This is a genomic window from Peribacillus aracenensis (genome assembly GCF_025175645.1).
Lineage (GTDB): Bacteria > Bacillota > Bacilli > Bacillales > DSM-1321 > Peribacillus > Peribacillus aracenensis.
On the sequence record NZ_JANZMJ010000002.1, the window covers coordinates 93,368 to 109,943 of the forward strand.

The following is a 16,576-nucleotide window of genomic DNA, read 5'->3' on the forward strand; positions in this document are numbered from 1 at the left end:
CAAGGGGGAGACAGAAATGGATATCACACAATCTATCGAAAAATTAAGGCCTCGTATACTCGATATCTTTGAGCATTTACACGCGCATCCTGAAACGAGTTGGAATGAAGTGAATACGACAGCTTTCATTTCAAATATTTTAACGGAAAATCAGTGTGCGGTGAAAACATTCAAGGACTGTACAGGAGTGATTGGGGAAATCGGGGATGGGGATTTCACGGTAGGGTTACGATCGGATATCGATGCACTTTGGCAGGAGGTGGATGGGACGTTTCAAGCCAATCATTCCTGTGGACACGATGGGCATATGACCTTGGCACTTGGAGTATTCCTGGTATTGAAAGAAATGGACTTCCATCCAAGAGGTAAACTTAAATTCATTTTTCAGCCTGCTGAAGAAAAAGGTACGGGCGCCTTGAAGATGATTGAAGAAAAAGTATTGGATGATGTCGATTTCCTTTATGGGGTGCACTTAAGACCGGTTGAGGAAGTGAAGGATGGGCAAGCGGCACCAGCCATTGTCCATGGTGCCGCTCAGTTCATTAAAGGAGAAATAGCGGGGACTGATGCACATGGGGCCAGACCGCATCAAGGGCAAAATGCCATCGAGATAGGAGCAGCATTCATCACTTTGTTAAATGGTATCCATCTCAATCCATCCATCCCTTATTCGGCAAAAATGACGCAGTTTTTTGCTGGAGGGGAAAGCTCCAATATCATCCCTGGGAGAGCCACTTTCTCATTGGATTTACGGGCACAGGATAATTCAATGATGGAAGAGCTCACCAAGAAGGTGGAGAAGGTTGCAGAATCTTTGGCGATCGTCCATGGAGTCGAGGTGAAACTCGAACCGGGAACCAATGTTGCCGCAGCAACCGTGAACGATCAAGCCCAGGAAATAATGTCTGAAGCGATAGCCGATACAATCGGGGAAGAAAATCTGGTAGCGCCTGTCATTACGACAGGAGGAGAGGATTTTCATTTTTATACGTTGAAAAGACCTGAACTGAAAGCGACGATGCTTGGATTGGGCTGTGATTTGGCACCAGGGCTCCATCATCCGAACATGACGTTCAACAAAGATGCTTTGTTATCGGGGATTGAAATCCTGGCCAAAGCCATCATACTGACTTTTGAGAAATATGGGGAGGGGGGACGCTTACATGACTGATGAACTAATCATTAAATCCCTATCAACACTTGAGGATTTACAAGAAGTGCAGCGACTGGAAGTTCTTGTATGGGGCATGGATTGCGTTCCCATCCATCAGACGATTACGGCAGTCAAAAACGGCGGGCTTGTTTTAGGCGGCTACATCAATGGCCAGTTAGTCGGGTTTCAATACAGTTTTCCGGGTTTCAAGGATGGAAGGTCATATCTTTGTTCACATATGTTAGCAATCCATCCGGCCCATCAAAAGAAGGGCTACGGCAGGTTACTTAAACTTGCGCAAAAAGAAGAAGCACTGAAAAAAGGTTACGACTTGATCACATGGACGTATGATCCATTGGAAAGTGTGAATGCAAACTTGAACATCGGTAAGCTAAAAGCTGTTTGCTCTACCTATATGGATGATTGTTATGGAAATATGAATGATACCCTCAATGAAGGATTGTCGACTGATCGATTCATGGTGGAATGGAATATACGCCAGGAAACAAAGGAAGACACTCCGCTTCCAGATAAAGCCACACACATCGTAACGACAGGAATGAATGACCAAGGCTTTCCTTACATCAAGGATTATCATTTTGAAACCAATGCAGAAGTGATCGCCATACCCATTCCGACAGATATTCAACAAATCAAAAAGACTGATCTCAGCCTTGCGATTGATTGGCGGTTAAAAACCGGTGAATTATTCAAAAAGCTTTTTGCCAAAGGATATGTTGCAGCCGGGATTGAACGGGAACAAGGTGAAATTATTCAAAACTATTTATTAAAAAAACAAGAATAAGAGGAGAATCGGGATGAAAATAACAGAAGTGCGTTTACGTCATTTAAATATGGATTTGGTAGCTCCCTTTACAACAAGCTTTGGAACGTTTGTGGATAAGGAGTTCATTCTTGTGGAAGTGAAAAATGGAGAGGGGCTTTCAGGTTGGGCTGAATCTGTGGCGTTTTCAGCACCTTGGTATAACGAAGAAACCATAAAAACCAATTGGACCATGCTGGAGGATTTCCTGATACCGCTTGTATTGGATAAAGAAATAGAGCATCCCCGTGATGTATCGGATATGTTCTCGCATATACGTAAGAATAATATGGCGAAATCGGCAATCGAGGGAGCCATCTGGGATTTATACGCAAAAGAAAATAATATCCCATTAAGCATGGCTTTAGGCGGGGAACTGGAAGAAATCGATGTTGGGATCAGTATCGGCATCCAAAAAACGGTACCTGAATTACTGGCGAAGATAGAAGCTGGATTGAAGGATGGGTATAAAAGAATAAAAATGAAAATCCAACCAGGCTGGGATGTAGATGTAATCAGGGAAGTGCGCAATCGATATCCCGATGTCCCGATCATGGCGGATGCAAACTCCGCTTACCGCCTGAAAGACATCGAATTACTGAAACAGCTTGATCAATTTGATTTAATGATGATCGAGCAGCCTTTGTCATCAGATGATATTGTCGATCATGCCACATTACAAGCGGAAATCAAAACACCGATTTGCTTGGATGAAAGCATACATTCCGTGGAAGATGCAAGAAAAGCCCTTGAATTGGGAAGCTGTAAAATCATTAATATTAAGATCGGCAGGGTTGGCGGTTTAACGGAAGCAATGAAAATACATGAATTATGTAAAGAAAGGAATGTACCGGTTTGGTGCGGAGGCATGTTGGAGTCTGGTGTGGGGCGTGCCCATAATATCGCATTGACAACACTTGATAACTTCACGATGCCTGGTGATACGGCAGCATCCGCGAATTATTGGCATAAAGACATCATCCAACCGGAGGTTACAGTGGAAGATGGAGTCATAACGGTTCCAAAGGCGGCAGGCATTGGCTATGAAGTCGATTACGCTGCGGTCGATGAATTCACTTCCTATAGTAAAAGATATACCAAATGATAAATGTATAAGAGTTGAAAATAAAAGAGCCTCCCAGCTTCATGGGCTTCGGTCCGTTAACTTGAAGCAGGGAGGGGTTTGAAAGAACCGGATAATGATGAAAGGGAAGATATTTCCTTTACCTTAAATTGTCAGAATAATCATATAATTGAGGTGGTATGTGAAATGAAAAATAGTGTAAATCTTGCAGGGGCCTATATTGGAATCATCATTGGAGCAGGTTTCGCTTCAGGACAAGAAGTATTACAGTTCTTCACGAGTTTTGGAATCTACAGTGTATTGGGAATTTTGGTGGCAACAGCTTTATTCGCGTTTTTAGGCATGCAAGTTACTCAATTGGGGAGCACTCTCCAAACACGCTCCCATAAAAGCATCATCGATCATATTTGTGGCCGCTATATAGGCAGGGTGGTCGATATTATTATTACATTTTTCTTGTTTGGCGTTACAGTCATCATGATTGCCGGTTCCGGAACGATTTTTGAAGAACAATTCGGGATTCCAAGTATAGTTGGTGCAATCGTCATGACGGTGCTCACGATTGGTACTCTTTTACTAAATGTTAACAAAATAATGTCCATCATAAGTGCCGTAACACCGTTTTTATTTGTTATCATGATCATTATTTCAGGTTATTCATTTTTTACATCCGATCTAAGTTTCAATCAAATCATTTCATCTTCAAGTAAAGGGACGGCAGCAACCGGAAATTGGATGATGGGGTCATTACTTTATGTTTCATATAATATGACTGCCGGAATTGCCATGCTAGCCGTAATGGGAGGGACCCTCAAGAATAAGAAAGAGGCTGGTATGGGAGGGGTTCTAGGAGGTATCGGATTGGGGATTTTGCTATTCTTGATCAATTTGGGGATGATGTCCGACTTGAAGGGCATAGAAGGCTCAGGTATGCCTACCCTTCATTTAGCAAATCATATTTCTCCATGGTTGGGATATCTCCTATCAATCATCCTTTTAGGAATGATTTATAATACAGCTGTCGGGATGCTGTATGCATTCACCGCCAGGTTGGTGCCTGCTGAAACGAAACGCTTTAAAATATCCGTGATCATGGTCGGGGTCCTCGCGTTCCTTGCAAGTTTCGTTGGCTTTATTGAATTGGTTGGGACGGTATACCCAATCACAGGGTACTTAGGTTTTGTAATCATAGCAGCGCTCATCATTTCCTGGGTCCGTTCAAAAACGAAAAAAGAGGCTGTGAATACGGAATTAGTGAAATTTTAATATCCATAAGTTTGAGTGCAGAACTGCATGAAACATTTTGCCTGACATCTTCTTCATGGAGGTGTTTTTTTTCTGTTATCGAGGACCTTTACTCATGATCACGGCATTTTTCCTCCTTTTTTTCATACATTAGTTTAAAGGCGGAAGACAAGGGGGATATCGGATGAATGAAGCGGAGCAAAAGGCTCTGGAATATGCCATTAGTGAAATTACAGAAATAGCAACTGGGTTCGGGTTGGATTTTTACCCGATGCGTTATGAAATTTGCCCTTCAGAAATCATTTATACATTTGGTGCCTATGGGATGCCGACCCGTTTTTCTCATTGGAGCTTTGGGAAGCAATTTCATAAAATGAAGCTGCAGTACGACTTTGGATTAAGTAAGATCTATGAACTGGTCATTAACTCTGATCCTTGTTACGCTTTTCTGCTGGACTCCAATTCACTTGTACAAAATAAATTGATTGTTGCGCACGTTTTGGCGCATTGTGACTTCTTTAAGAATAATATCCGTTTCAATAATACTAAGAGGGATATGGTAGAAAGTATGTCGGCAACGGCAGAAAGAATCCGTGAATATGAAATCCTGCATGGCAAAAAGGAAGTGGAAACCTTCCTCGATGCACTTTTAGCCATTGAAGAACATATCGATCCGTCGCTGATGAGACCGAAACTTGCCTGGACGATGGAAGATGAGGAAGAAGAAGAGGAAGTAAAACCGACAGCCACACAATACGATGATTTATGGAACCTTGATAAAAAGGATAAACCGAAGCAATCGAACATTAAAAAGAGAAAAAAATTCCCGCCAAGGCCTGAAAAGGATATTATGCTTTTCATAGAACAGTACAGCAGGGATTTAACCGATTGGCAACGGGATATCATGACGATGATCAGGGAAGAGATGCTGTATTTCTGGCCGCAGCTGGAAACGAAAATCATGAACGAAGGCTGGGCATCCTACTGGCATCAGCGCATAATCCGTGAATTGGATCTATCCTCAGGGGAAGCCATTGAATTCGCAAAACTGAACGCAGGCGTCGTTCAGCCATCACGGACCAGCATCAATCCTTATTATCTTGGATTGAAAGTGCTTGAAGATATTGAAGAACGCTATGATAATCCAACTGAAGAAATGATCAAGCTGGGCGTCAAGCCTGGATCTGGCCGGGAAAAGATGTTCGAAGTCAGGGAAATCGAATCGGATATTTCCTTTCTCCGCAATTATTTGACGAAAGATCTAGTCATGCGGGAGGATATGTACTTATTTCAAAAGCAGGGCAAGGATTATAAAATCGTCGATAAGGCATGGGAAAATGTTCGTGATCAACTCGTGAGTATGAGGGTTAACGGCGGTTTTCCTTATATCACAGTAAATGATGGGGACTATATGCGCAATGGGGAACTTTATCTAAAGCATTGGTATGAAGATATTGAACTGGATCTGAAGTACCTCGAAAAAGTCATGCCATATATCCATCAGCTCTGGGGCCGCTCCGTTCATATGGAATCAGTCATAGAAGGGAAAGAAGTCCTGTTTTCCTATGATGGAAAAGGTATTCACCGGAAATATTTATAAAGCAGAAAAAACTGCCGATCACTCGGCAGTTTTCTTGTTTCAAGCTCTGTAATTCGTTATAAAGAATCATGATACTTGTGATTTGCAACTATTAATGTTATAAATCGATTATAGAATTTTGAAAAAACTCATTTGGCAAACGGAAGGGGAAAAGTATGATCATTCGTGAAGCGATGGAAACGGACATAGTTTCCATCAAAGAACTTTACAATCAAGGGATTGAGGATCGGGCTGCCACGTTAGAAATTGAAACGAAGGACCAAACCTACATGGAGGAATGGTTTGCCAAACACATGGGACGATATAAGGTCATTGTCGCTGAGCAAGAAGGGCAGATTGTTGGATGGTCTTCTTTAAACCCATATAACAGCCGCGCTGCTTATAAAAGGGTTGCGGATTTATCCGTCTATATCTCAAGAGATCATCGAGGAAAAGGGATTGGCGGTTTATTGCTGCAATCAATAGAAAAGCTCGCAATAGAAAATGACTTCAATAAAATTGTGTTATTCACTTTTCCCTTTAACCGGATGGGTCAAGGATTGTATAAAAAACGGGGGTATCGCGAAGTGGGTGTGTTTAAGAACCAGGGGATGTTAGATGGTGAATTTGTTGATGTGATGGCTATGGAGAAATTACTGTAAACAATAAGGGAGGAGGAGTATGACAGTGAACCATTCAAGTGTGTTGTCTGTTGGATATTTTGATGCCTATTTCAAACTGGTTTTAGCTTCTCGTGAACCTGTGGTGGAAAAGGCAAAAGAATTCATTGAAACCAACTTTTTTAAAGGCGAAGCGTGTTATTATGGTAAGCAAACTCACCGAAATTTCATGACGGCTTTTAACAAGCTAAAAGGATTAATAAGAAAAAAATCGTATCGAATAGTTGTAAAATGCAAGTAATTAGCGTATAAATAAAGTGAGGTGACAGTAATGGAAAATGAAAACCTTAGAGGTCTCTTCCAACTCTTAACTAGACGTTTTGGATTATTGAATAAAAATTGTTGCAGCGCAGATGGAATTGAGATTTCACTCGTACAAAGCCATATCCTGTATGAAATAAACCGACAAAACAACGCTTCGATCCAGCAAATTGCAGAAACCCTGGGAACGGATATCACGACGTTCAGTCGACAAATCCAATCCCTTATAAAGTTGAATTTAGTCACTAAAACGCCTGATGCAGAAGATCGGAGAATTTCTATCCTTTCCCTGACCGATGAAGGCGTGAAAATCAATCAAACCATCGATCAGCAGATGAATGATTACTTAAATGAGATTTTCAAGACGATGAATGAGTTTGAAAAGGAATCAGTCGTGCGTTCTCTGCAACTGCTTAATGATCGAATGCTGAAGTCTTCGGTATGTTGTACTACTCCTTGGGGGTAGTATAATTTTTCGACAATACTTGCAAATTACAACTTTTTTAAATATAGGAGGGAATAATGATGGGTCAATTTGATAAAAGTGCATTACCAGTGGCAATTATAGGAGGAGGTCCTGTGGGGCTGGCCGCGGCCGCTCATTTACTAAAAAAAGGGGAGAAGTTTATCGTATTGGAAGCAGGGAACTCGGTGGGTTCAAGCATACTGGAGTGGGGACACGTTCGAATGTTTTCTCCGTGGCAGTATAACATCGATCAAGCAGCAAAGGAATTACTGGAGAACGCTGGATGGACGTCACCTGACGAAGAAGCTTTGCCGACAGGTCGCGAATTGGTAGAAGAATACCTTTTGCCGCTAAGTAACCTTCCAGAAATAAAAGAACGGAACGGATGATGTTACAAGCAAAAGTAGTCGGTGTTGCCAAAAAGGCTTACGATAAATTAAAAACAGGAAAACGGGACACGGCTCCCTTTCAACTGTATGTAGAAGTGAATGGTGACACAACAGTCATTGAAGCGAAAGCTGTCATTGATTCATCAGGTACTTGGACCAATCCAAACCCTATCCTTTCAAATGGAATCTGGACGAATGCGGAGAGACAATTACACAAACAAATCCACTATGGCATCCCTAACGTCGTACAACTAGAAAACAGATATCAAAATAAAACGACCGTGGTGATTGGAAGCGGCCATTCTGCCATCAATGCCCTATTAGATCTGGCCACCTTACAGCAACAATATACGGATACAAAGATCTACTGGGTTCTTCGTAAAAAACAGATCCATGAAGTGTATGGCGGGCAAGAAAACGATGGATTGGCCGCTCGAGGAGAATTGGGCATTAGAATTCAGCAATTAGTGGAATCTGGACGAATCCATATTCTTACTCCCTTTCATATTAACGGAGTTACTCCAACAAACGGTAAAATCAAGGTAGTAGGAGAACTAAACGGAGAAAACTTCACACTCGGTAATATCGATGAAATCGTTGTGAGTACGGGCTTCAGACCTGATACATCCTTTTTAAATGAAATAAGGATAAACCTTGCTTCAGCTGTGGAAAGCATAGAAGCGCTTGCTCCGTTAATTGATCCCAATATTCATAGTTGTGGAACCGTGCGGCCGCATGGTGAACAAGAATTACGGCACCCTGAAAAGAACTTCTACATTGTTGGCATGAAGAGTTACGGAAGAGCACCAACCTTCTTACTGGCAACAGGCTATGAACAAGTCCGTTCCGTGGTGGCATATTTGACAGGAGATGTAGAGGGGGCAAAAGAAGTGCATTTGGAACTCCCTGAAACAGGGGTTTGCAGTGTGAATCTCGCTTCTAGTTGCTGCGATTCTAATATTCCTGCAAATGAAACAAAAGATAATTCTTGCTGTGGCAGTCCCGTTTTAGCGAGATTGGACATTAAAAATAATTCATGTTGTGAATAAACCAAAAGACCAGTTTGTAACCAGACTGGTCTTTTATATTGAACCCTTTTATTTCTAGATGAAGTAACCTATGGATTAGCTTAATAACATTATTGTGATTTTTGAACAAATAGAAGAGACAACTTATTGTGGTCTTCTTTAGGGTCCAATAAAACTAATACCTAAACGCTAGTAAAGGGAGCGTGTAGGCTAAGTTCGCCTAATTTTAAAAAATTATTTTGTTGAATATTTAAGCCTTAATTAAATAAGAATATGCTTATACAATGATATTGAATTACTACATAAGCATTTGATTATATATTCGATTAGGCTAGGAGGGATAACATGCAAACGAATGAAGCGTTGGATATAGAAGCTACGGCAAATGTTCTTAAACTTTTAGGTGATAAAACCCGTTTGACGATGGTAAAAATTATGTCTGAACATGAATGTTGTGTCTGTGAATTTGTAGACCTGTTTGATATGAGCCAACCTGCTATTAGCCAACATTTACGAAAGTTGAAAGATAGCGGAATCGTGAATGAGGCGCGAAGGGGACAATGGATATTTTACTCGTTAAACCAAACATCTCCGTATCACTCATATATTCTAACTGTTATCAAGGCTTTGCCAAGTCAGGCATTTAAAGTAGAAGAATTAAATGCACAAGGAAAACGAATTTGTTGTGACTAACGAGGAGGAGAACAACAATGGGTACAGTTATATTAGCTAGTATCATCTTTCTGCTGACGTTGACACTCGTCATTTGGCAACCTAAGGGATTGTCAATCGGCTGGTCAGCATGCGGGGGTGCGGTACTTGCCTTACTCGTTGGGGTTGTTGACTTCAATGATGTAATTGCCGTTACGGGTATTGTATGGAACGCGACGTTGGCGTTCATTGCTATTATCATTATTTCTTTAATTTTAGATGAAATTGGTTTCTTTGAATGGGCAGCTCTACATATGGCGAGAGCGGCCAAGGGAAATGGAGTAAGGATGTTTGTGTATGTGAGCATTCTCGGAGCTCTAGTCGCTGCATTCTTCGCAAATGATGGAGCCGCGCTCACTTTAACTCCGATTGTATTGGCGATGGTTCGAAACTTGAAGTTGGAGGAGAGAATGATCTTCCCATTTATCATCGCGAGTGGGTTTATTGCGGACACTACATCCTTACCGCTTGTCGTAAGTAATTTGGTCAACATTGTTTCTGCTGACTTTTTTGATATCGGGTTTATTGAGTTCGCATCTAGAATGATCGTTCCCAACCTGTTTTCATTAGCGGCTAGCATCCTGGTATTATATTTATACTTCAGAAAGAGCATTCCGAAGAATTATGATATGGCTCAATTGAAGAAGCCAGTTGATGCCATTCGTGATATAAAAATGTTTCGCCTATCTGGGATTGTTTTAGGGGTTCTGTTGGTAGGCTATTTTATCAGTGAATTTTTCAACATTCCTGTATCCATCATTGCAGGTGTTATCGCCATTTTCTTCTTGTTTATGGCAACACGAAGCCCAGCTGTTAATACTAAGGCCGTTGTAAAAGGCGCACCATGGGCGATTGTGTTCTTCTCCATTGGAATGTATGTCGTGGTGTATGGATTAAGAAACGTTGGATTGACGAACATTTTAGCTGACCTTATTCAAGTGACGGCTGATCAAGGATTATTCGCTGCTACTGTTGGGATGGGATTCACCGCAGCCATTCTTTCATCGCTTATGAATAACATGCCGACGGTCATGATAGACGCTCTTGCCATATCTGACACACATACAACAGGGGCAATCAGGGAGGCTCTTATTTATGCAAATGTCATCGGTTCGGATTTGGGACCGAAAATTACACCGATTGGTTCTTTGGCTACATTATTATGGCTGCATGTCCTTTCATTAAAAGGTGTGAAAATCTCATGGGGAACCTACTTCAAAACGGGTATCATCCTAACCATCCCAACATTGTTCATCACATTAGCCGGCCTATATATATGGTTACAAATCATTCATTAAACACTTACTTTACTAACAAAGGGGAGAAACATCATGGCTAAAAAAACACTATACTTCTTATGCACTGGTAACTCTTGCAGAAGTCAAATGGCAGAGGCGTGGGGGAAGAAATATTTAGGTAACGAATGGCAAGTGCTTAGTGCAGGAATCGAGGCCCATGGATTGAATCCAAAAGCTGTAAAAGCAATGAATGAAGTTGGATTGGACATCTCCAATCAAACATCGAATATCATCGACCCTGACATATTGAATAATGCTGATTTTGTCGTTACGTTATGTGGTGATGCGGCAGACAAATGTCCAATGACACCACCGCAAGTTAAACGTGAACATTGGGGCTTTGAAGACCCGGCAAAAGCAGAAGGAACAGATGAAGAAATATGGGCTGCCTTCCAACGTGTTCGTGATGAAATAAGAGAAAGAATTTCACGTTTCTCTAAAACGGGTGAATAAATAAACATGAAAAGCCGTTAGTGTTAGTAGGCGGACCGAAGACCATAAAGAAAGAGCTGCCAATTTTGGCAGCTCTTTTCATCATTAAATCTTAATATCGACCTTAGCATTTTTCTGAAGTTCTTCCACATGCTTCACAAGCTTTTCCTGTTTCTTTTGCTGCTCTAATTGTTCCTTGATTTGCGGCTTCAATTCTTCGAGTTTCTGTACCTTCTGCCCGCTTGTTTTAGCTTGCTCTGCAACCTGGTCATAATACTTTTGGATTTCTTCATCAGTTACTTCTTCCACTTTAATCTCTTTTTCAACATACTTCGTATATGGGATATTCTCTGCGATCTGAGCATTCAGCATTTTTGAATTCAGGCCTGCTTGCTTCATCGCTTCCTTGAATTTCTCTTCACTCTTATATGGCTTTTTGATTTCGGCAAGTTGCTTTTCAATTTCGGCCTTGGAAGCTGTGTAGCCCTTTTTATCAGCTGCTTGAAGCAGCAATGTCTGCCCCACTAAAGAGTTGAGCGTTTGCTCTTTAATTTGTTTGGCTCCCTCCTTGGTTGTTGGATCTTGTCCGAATTGCTGCATTTGCATTTGTGTGGTAGACAACACGGTATTATATTCCGCACCTGAAATTTTTTCGTCATTGACGATGGCCACCGTTTTCTTTTCATCCACCTTTTGCTTGTCTAGTTTCTTCTGCATTTCTTCCATCTGTTTTTGCTGTTCTTCAGTTGCTTTAGCCGTTTCTTTCTCAGTTGTTTTAGTCTCTTTGTCGTCATTTTTCTTATCAGCTTCATCGTTCGAACCACAAGCCGTCAGAACAACTGCCAATAATCCAATGATGATTGGGTATAATAATTTCTTCATATTTCAGTCTCCTCTCGTATTCAATGCTAAAAAATCATCTAATGCGCATTATAAAGGAATTTCCCATTAAAACACAATATTTTCATTCTTTTTTCCAGAAAACAGGAGGATAGTATAGGCATTAGCTCATTATATAAGTGTAACATTCGCGGAAATGAACCAATTTACCCTTCGTCATGAAAAAAACTTAAAAGGAATTCGAAGGCTGATACGTGGTGCAGACAGAAACTTGTAGTCCATCACTTACACACAAAACATTGCTTAGTAACTATTGTATCTAAAACTTGTATGGTATTATATACTTTATCATCCGAATGTAGTTCATTTAGCCTATATGTTGAGATTTTTAATCATGAACGGAGTGAGCCGTGAAAATGAGAAAAGTGAAGAGACAGGATTGGAAATCCAGCTATTGGAGGTATAGATATTGAAAGGGAAAACAAGGCTGCCATCTGAATTAGCAGCGTATTTAAAGTTGGGGGATGCCGTCATCATTACGGATCAAGATCATCGCATACTTGATATTAATGCTTATTATGAAAGGACGACAGGATATTCAAGGAACAGTATCATTGGGTTCAAAGCTGGATTCCTAAAGTCAGGGATAACACCTTTGTATACATACACATCCCTGAAAAACGAATTAAGGAAGGGAAATCCATGGTCAGGGGTCTTCACCAACCGAAAGAAATCGGGTGACATTTGGCATTCCTCGATTACGATTACTCCTATTCAACTAGGAGGGCAGTGGTATTTTGTCGGGATTTTCCGTGAACTGGAACAATTGAAAGAAGGGATTTACCTTTCGGAAAAGAAAAGGGCAGAGACCCAAAGGGAGTTGTTAAAGGTTCTCGCCATTTCATGCGAAATCCGTGATCCAGGCATTGAAGAGCATTTATTGAGAGTTCAAAACCTAACCGAGCAGCTAGTCATGGTTCATAATCGAAGATGCCAGCTGGAACTATCTAAAAGCTATATGAATCATATCGTTCATTCAAGTATTCTGCATGATATCGGGAAAGCGGAAATTCCTGAGGGGATATTATACAAACCTGGCCCGTTATCTCCATATGAACGAAAAATCATCGAGATGCATCCATTAATGGGATCCGATATTTTGAATAAGATTTCAAGGGAAATAAACCATGATGTAATCAGCAGCCTGGAAGTGGCTGAAAACATCATCCTCCATCATCATGAAAAATGGGATGGAACTGGATATCCACATCGTTTGAAAGGTGAGGGCATTCCATTTGAAGCAAGAATGGTTGCCATTGTGGATGTGTTCGATGCATTGACCAGCAGAAGGCCGTATAAAGATTCCTGGTCAGTGGAGCGGGCCTTATCATTCATAAACGAACAAAAAGGAAAGCATTTCGACCCATCCATCGTAGCGTCTTTCATTTGTTATTTTAATGAAAAGGGAGCGCAGAAAAAAGGTTTAGAAACCGTTCGCAGCACAGGGATATATTAAACGAACTCATCGAATATCTTATCCCGGTATAATTAATGGGTTGGTAATGCCTTATTTGAAATAAAAGGTAGTGTCCGCCATCTGGATCTGGTCGTTAACCATTGGAGACCAAGGGGGGCGGCTCCTTATCAATTGTAGGGTTGAAAAGAAAATCCCTGCCAATTTACCCTAAAAGTAGAGAAGCCTTTTTACTACATTCCTTTTTTCTTGTTTCTATTAAAGTAATAAACGATTGCGATTACCAGAATCAACAGTACCAAAACAATTCTTACATCGCCCGATGCCTTCAATACTTGTGTTACCGAATACGCTTCGACAAGGAGGGCAGGCAGTTTTCCGATGGATGTCGCGAGAAAGAAAAGCAGCATTCCCGTCTTGCTTAATGCTGCTGTAAGGTTGATCACGCCAGATGGAATAAAAGGAAGGAGCCTAAGCATCAGGATCATCCAAAATGCATGATAGCCTTGTGACTTATGCAGCAGCATGACCCAGCGGTTCTTCATGAACTTGGGTTTGAATGTTTGAAAGCCCTTTCGATATAACCAAAAGCTGACCACTGCTCCGCCAATTTCCCCCATGTAAGAAAGGATCAATCCCTTTTCAAATCCAAACACGGTGATATTGGCAGCCGTGATGAATACGCTTGGAATAAAACCAAGCACACTAATCAATATATTGAATGCTAAACTTACAGCAATGGAAAAAGGTCCGCTGGATAGTAATGCCTCAGAAATGAAATTCATATCAATCCACGGAACTCCATTTATACCCGATGCCCCAGACCGATTTCAAATGTTGATCTGCTGGAAAACCGGCATGACGCAGTTTCTCTCTAATATTTCGAATATGGGAATCGATTGTCCGATCTTCCGTATCCGTTTTAAATCCCCATATGGTCGAAAGGAGGTGGTCTCTGGAATACACTTGATCTGGGGATTTTAAAAACAAGCACAACAGTGAGAACTCTTTTGGTGTTAATGGGATTGTTTTGGTATCATAATGTGCTTCATAAGCGGATTCATTTAATTTTAGCCCCCTAAAGATCACATGATCATCCTGTTTATGCACTCGCCGCGTGACCGCTTCGATTCTGGCAAGTAAAACATCTTCATTAAAGGGTTTCGTAATATAATCGTCTGCGCCCTTTTTCAACCCTTTCACCATTTCTTGTGCAGCATCCCGGGCTGTGAGCATGATTATGGGAATATTGGAAAACGCACGGATCCTTTCGCACGTTTCCCACCCATCCATCTCAGGCATCATTACATCTAGAAGTACTATGTCCGCATGTTTATGCCTTAAGAACCGAATGGCTTCATATCCAGATTTAATCTTCATGCATGTATATCCGTGAGGTTTCATGTATAGCTCTAATAGATCAAGCATTCTCTGTTCATCATCAACCAGAACTACTGTCTTCATTTGTTATCTCCTTAAATGTGATGGTGAAGCACGTTCCTTGCTTCAAGTTGCTTTTAACCGAAATGGTTCCTCCTTGTATCTCCACTAATTGCTTGACGATGGAGAGTCCCAATCCGAATCCACCGCTATCTCTGGCGCGTGATTTCTCGACACGATATAAACGATCAAAGATATGGGGGATATCTTCAGGGGGAATGCCAACCCCTTGATCGATTATGGAGATGGAAATCCTGCCAAGGCATTCAGTGGCTTCGATGGTGGTGACTGTATATTCGTTCGAGTACTTCAGCGCATTATCCAGCAGGTTAAGAATGACTTGCTCAAACCGTGAAGGATCTATATCGATAAATAAATCATCCTTACATTCCAGATTCAATTGAATTCTTTCATTTGTAAAAGCCGGTAAAACTTTTTCGTGAATGTTTCGCAGGAATGAGGAGAGCTGGACGGTTTCTTTTGATATGGTGAATGTATTTAGATCCATTCTAGCCATATTGAATAGTTCGTCCAATAATCTGTTTAATCGTTCGGATTCATCATGGATGATCTCTAGGTATCGTGATCGTTCGGAATCATCCAAATCTTTCCTTCGGGCAACATCGGCATATCCCTTTATATAAGTTAGCGGCGTTCGCAGTTCATGAGAAATACTTGCCAAAAACTCATTGCGTTCCTTCTTTAAATAGTTCAATTCATCAGCCAAGCTTTGAATGGATTGGGCAAGCTCCCCAAGTTCATCATGAGATCGTACGGGCACAGCCACAGAAAAATTCCCTTTGCTGAGCTTGGTTGTCGCTTCCTTCATCGATATCAGTGGCCTGGTCAAAGCCTTTGATAGAAAATAAATGATGACAAGCATGAAGAAAAGGAGCAAAGCAGTCGCAAGAAGGAAATGCCTATTCAATTGTGCGATTAAATCCTCCACTTCTCTTGTATCCTTAAACATATAAACATAGCCTTTGTTTTCTTCATCGCTGATAAATGGCGTAACGGTGGCTATGTATCTTTCATCCTTCCAACTAGATTGGATGATCAGACCTTTTCGGGGGACTTGCGGGAGGTTTTTAGCTAAGATTTTTTTCATTCCCCCATTTACCTTTTCGGAAGAGATCAGAATAGCTCCTCTTGTATCCGTAATCACAACATCCGTATCGGTATGTGATTCCATCAGGCTGATATGCTGAAGGGTTGAGCTGGAATATGTAATTTCCAACACATCACGATGACTATTGCCACGGGCCTTCAGTGACTCCAATTCCTGATTGACACGCGAATGTATCACTTTATTATGCAAGTAAACCATGGATACGGTTTCCAACAAAAAAATGCAAACAAATATAGATAGTCCGAGCTTAAGTGAGATTTTCAGGAGCATTCACCTTCTTATAGAATAAAGTCAGTTTAGCGAAAAAATATGAAGAAAGTATGCAGTTTTTTCAATTTCTGCGCTTCTTCTTAAACAATAATACGGTTTTCAAACGGAACAAGCCAATAAATTGCCGAGGTCATCAGTTTGATGTTGGAGGGGGGGGGCGTGTTAGTAAACATATGAAAACTGCCAACCACTACAATATGTTTCGGATTGCATCCCGTTGTTATTAAAAAAAGCTGTTTTCGCATACTTTGTTGCTATTCACCAAGTAATGCGG

General features: G+C 41.1%; 18 protein-coding genes. 14 read left to right on the forward strand and 4 right to left on the reverse strand.

Features of this window, described 5'->3' with window-relative positions; all coding sequences use genetic code 11:
• The first annotated feature begins 16 nt into the window (after positions 1-16).
• From N0M92_RS03095 to arsC, 13 genes are all read left to right on the forward strand, one after another.
• Positions 17-1,171, forward strand: a complete 1,155-nt coding sequence (locus N0M92_RS03095; RefSeq protein WP_260284409.1) for a M20 peptidase aminoacylase family protein — start codon at positions 17-19, stop codon at positions 1,169-1,171.
• A complete protein-coding gene (locus N0M92_RS03100; protein ID WP_260284410.1) occupies positions 1,164-1,958 on the forward strand; it encodes a GNAT family N-acetyltransferase in 795 nt (264 codons plus the stop codon). The genes N0M92_RS03095 and N0M92_RS03100 overlap by 8 nt, the downstream gene beginning before the upstream one ends.
• Positions 1,959-1,971: 13 nt before the next feature.
• Positions 1,972-3,081, forward strand: coding sequence for an o-succinylbenzoate synthase (gene menC / locus N0M92_RS03105; protein WP_260284411.1), 1,110 nt, complete (start codon positions 1,972-1,974; stop codon positions 3,079-3,081).
• Between the two features lie 165 nt (positions 3,082-3,246).
• Positions 3,247-4,326: a YkvI family membrane protein gene (locus N0M92_RS03110; RefSeq protein WP_260284412.1), complete on the forward strand. Its 1,080-nt coding sequence runs from the start codon at positions 3,247-3,249 to the stop codon at positions 4,324-4,326.
• A gap of 163 nt (positions 4,327-4,489) precedes the next feature.
• Positions 4,490-5,905 (forward strand): SpoVR family protein, encoded by a 1,416-nt coding sequence (locus tag N0M92_RS03115; protein ID WP_260284413.1) that lies wholly within the window; start codon positions 4,490-4,492, stop codon positions 5,903-5,905.
• A 155-nt stretch (positions 5,906-6,060) separates the two neighbouring features.
• Positions 6,061-6,546 carry an arsinothricin resistance N-acetyltransferase ArsN1 family A gene (locus N0M92_RS03120; protein WP_260284414.1) on the forward strand — a complete coding sequence of 162 codons (486 nt, stop codon included), beginning with the start codon at positions 6,061-6,063 and terminating at the stop codon, positions 6,544-6,546.
• A 19-nt stretch (positions 6,547-6,565) separates the two neighbouring features.
• Positions 6,566-6,805: a hypothetical protein gene (locus N0M92_RS03125; RefSeq protein WP_260284415.1), complete on the forward strand. Its 240-nt coding sequence runs from the start codon at positions 6,566-6,568 to the stop codon at positions 6,803-6,805.
• Between the two features lie 30 nt (positions 6,806-6,835).
• Positions 6,836-7,291, forward strand: a complete 456-nt coding sequence (locus N0M92_RS03130; protein ID WP_260284416.1) for a MarR family winged helix-turn-helix transcriptional regulator — start codon at positions 6,836-6,838, stop codon at positions 7,289-7,291.
• A 59-nt stretch (positions 7,292-7,350) separates the two neighbouring features.
• Positions 7,351-7,680, forward strand: a complete 330-nt coding sequence (locus N0M92_RS29295; protein ID WP_311202507.1) for an FAD-dependent oxidoreductase — start codon at positions 7,351-7,353, stop codon at positions 7,678-7,680.
• A complete protein-coding gene (locus tag N0M92_RS03135; RefSeq protein ID WP_311202508.1) occupies positions 7,677-8,729 on the forward strand; it encodes an NAD(P)-binding domain-containing protein in 1,053 nt (350 codons plus the stop codon). The genes N0M92_RS29295 and N0M92_RS03135 overlap by 4 nt, the downstream gene beginning before the upstream one ends.
• 324 nt (positions 8,730-9,053) lie before the next feature.
• Positions 9,054-9,401 (forward strand): ArsR/SmtB family transcription factor, encoded by a 348-nt coding sequence (locus N0M92_RS03140; protein WP_260284417.1) that lies wholly within the window; start codon positions 9,054-9,056, stop codon positions 9,399-9,401.
• A gap of 17 nt (positions 9,402-9,418) precedes the next feature.
• Positions 9,419-10,717, forward strand: coding sequence for an arsenic transporter (locus N0M92_RS03145; RefSeq protein WP_260284418.1), 1,299 nt, complete (start codon positions 9,419-9,421; stop codon positions 10,715-10,717).
• 33 nt (positions 10,718-10,750) lie between these two features.
• Positions 10,751-11,170 (forward strand): arsenate reductase (thioredoxin), encoded by a 420-nt coding sequence (gene arsC, locus N0M92_RS03150; RefSeq protein ID WP_260284419.1) that lies wholly within the window; start codon positions 10,751-10,753, stop codon positions 11,168-11,170.
• Between the two features lie 84 nt (positions 11,171-11,254).
• Here arsC and N0M92_RS03155 read toward each other — a convergent pair whose 3' ends face one another.
• Complete coding sequence (locus N0M92_RS03155) at positions 11,255-12,031, reverse strand: SurA N-terminal domain-containing protein (protein WP_260284420.1); 777 nt, start codon at positions 12,029-12,031, stop codon at positions 11,255-11,257.
• A gap of 427 nt (positions 12,032-12,458) precedes the next feature.
• On the opposite strand from N0M92_RS03155, the gene N0M92_RS03160 reads away from it, so the two are divergent.
• Positions 12,459-13,505: an HD domain-containing phosphohydrolase gene (locus tag N0M92_RS03160; protein WP_260284421.1), complete on the forward strand. Its 1,047-nt coding sequence runs from the start codon at positions 12,459-12,461 to the stop codon at positions 13,503-13,505.
• A gap of 191 nt (positions 13,506-13,696) precedes the next feature.
• On the opposite strand, the gene N0M92_RS03165 is transcribed toward N0M92_RS03160, so the two are convergent.
• Genes N0M92_RS03165 through N0M92_RS03175 form a run of 3 tightly spaced genes read right to left on the reverse strand, consistent with a single transcriptional unit; the run spans position 13,697 to position 16,230 of the window.
• Positions 13,697-14,248: a TVP38/TMEM64 family protein gene (locus N0M92_RS03165; protein WP_260284422.1), complete on the reverse strand. Its 552-nt coding sequence runs from the start codon at positions 14,246-14,248 to the stop codon at positions 13,697-13,699.
• Between the two features lies 1 nt (position 14,249).
• The gene (locus N0M92_RS03170) at positions 14,250-14,927 is read right to left on the reverse strand and encodes a response regulator transcription factor (protein ID WP_260284423.1); all 678 of its coding nucleotides are present in this window, start codon (positions 14,925-14,927) and stop codon (positions 14,250-14,252) included.
• Positions 14,905-16,230, reverse strand: a complete 1,326-nt coding sequence (locus N0M92_RS03175) for a HAMP domain-containing sensor histidine kinase (RefSeq protein ID WP_260284424.1) — start codon at positions 16,228-16,230, stop codon at positions 14,905-14,907. The genes N0M92_RS03170 and N0M92_RS03175 overlap by 23 nt, the downstream gene beginning before the upstream one ends.
• Between the last annotated feature and the right edge of the window lie 346 nt (positions 16,231-16,576).